This window comes from Microcystis sp. M53598_WE2 (genome assembly GCF_030067735.1).
In the GTDB taxonomy this organism is placed as follows: domain Bacteria; phylum Cyanobacteriota; class Cyanobacteriia; order Cyanobacteriales; family Microcystaceae; genus Microcystis; species Microcystis aeruginosa.
Genome location: NZ_JASJFE010000267.1, coordinates 1 through 1,145 on the forward strand (window position 1 = coordinate 1; position 1,145 = coordinate 1,145).

Annotated in this window: 1 protein-coding gene and 2 pseudogenes; 2 read left to right on the forward strand and 1 reads right to left on the reverse strand. The window is 41.5% G+C overall.

The genetic code is table 11. From position 1 onward, the window contains the following. Window positions 1-94 precede the first annotated feature (94 nt). Both PX636_RS05615 and PX636_RS05620 read left to right on the forward strand, forming a co-directional pair. Window positions 95-565 (forward strand): dTDP-4-dehydrorhamnose 3,5-epimerase family protein, encoded by a 471-nt coding sequence (locus tag PX636_RS05615; protein WP_147070831.1) that lies wholly within the window; start codon window positions 95-97, stop codon window positions 563-565. A gap of 5 nt (window positions 566-570) precedes the next feature. Then, window positions 571-885 (forward strand): annotated as a pseudogene (locus PX636_RS05620) (amino acid ABC transporter substrate-binding protein); the annotation flags it as partial. Window positions 886-926: 41 nt separating this feature from the next. Here the strand turns inward: PX636_RS05620 and PX636_RS05625 are convergent. Next, a pseudogene (locus PX636_RS05625) lies at window positions 927-1,145 on the reverse strand (lipid kinase); the annotation flags it as partial.

The following is a 1,145-nucleotide window of genomic DNA, read 5'->3' on the forward strand; positions in this document are numbered from 1 at the left end:
GTAAATAGAAATAAACGCAAATGGTCAATATCTGTAGTATAGTGGCTCATTATGTGGTTCCTTATAGTGATCAATGGTTCTTAAGTCTTTAGCTATGACAAAGTTAACACAATCTAATGAGCAATGGATAGAAGGTGTAGAAGTTTGCCCTCTCAAGTTATTGCCAAATGAAAAAGGACGACTCATGGAAATTCAACGGGCTGATGATAAGATTTTCCCCGGCTTTGGACAAGTTTATATTACTTCAACTTTGCCCGGTATTGTTAAAGCTTGGTACAGACACACAACGCAAATTGATCAAATTGCCGTCATTGTAGGACTGTTGAAACTTGTCCTTTACGATGATCGGGAAACCTCACCCACCAGAGGCAAAATTAACACGATATTTTTAGGCGAATTGGCTCCTAAACTGGTACAAATTCCTCCCGGTATTTGGCATGGTTTTCAGACAATTGGCGAGCGGGAAGCTTTTGCACTGCATCTAAACTCGGTCGCTTTTCAGGCAGACGCACCAGATGAAGATCGCTTACCTTATGATACTAATATTATTCCCTATCAGTGGTAAACTAAGTGGTAATATCTAAGGAACCCTTGGCCGTGGCCGATGGTGATCCCGCTTGGTCGAATGCCGTCCGCTCGATCGTTTTTAGTTTAATTCAAGGGGAAGAATTTGGGATTAACTCCCAAAATATTGCCACTTTTGCCGACAGCAAAGACCCCAGTATTCGGCGCTTTTTGGGTATCGATGAGAAGTTAGGTGAAGATATGGGTTTACCCAATGATTTTGCCCAAAGAGTCTTAAAACAGGTGGGTAATTACGGTGAAATTTATGATCGTGAAATCGGTAAACCCCTGCAACTCGATCGAGGTTTAAATAATCTTTAGACCAAGGGGGGTTTATTGTATTCTCCTCCTTTTCGTTAATTTTAAAATTGTGTTTCCTGACGGGGAATATAGACTCCTAAGGCCGCTGGAATAACTCGAAATATGGCGGGAGTAGTGCTAGTAATTTCGCCATCGGTGTTAATACTATGGGGTTTACGAGTCTGAATTTGAATTTCTTTGCCGTTAAGAGTTCTCACCCAAGATAATAAACCCTGTTGTCCTCGCGGTAATGTCCATAAAAGCGGGAAAATTTGCCACCA

What these genes read in the sequence shown, in the direction of transcription:
- PX636_RS05615 (WP_147070831.1), top strand. Translation starts at nt 95, where the DNA reads ATGACAAAGTTAACACAATCTAATGAGCAATGGATAGAAGGTGTAGAA.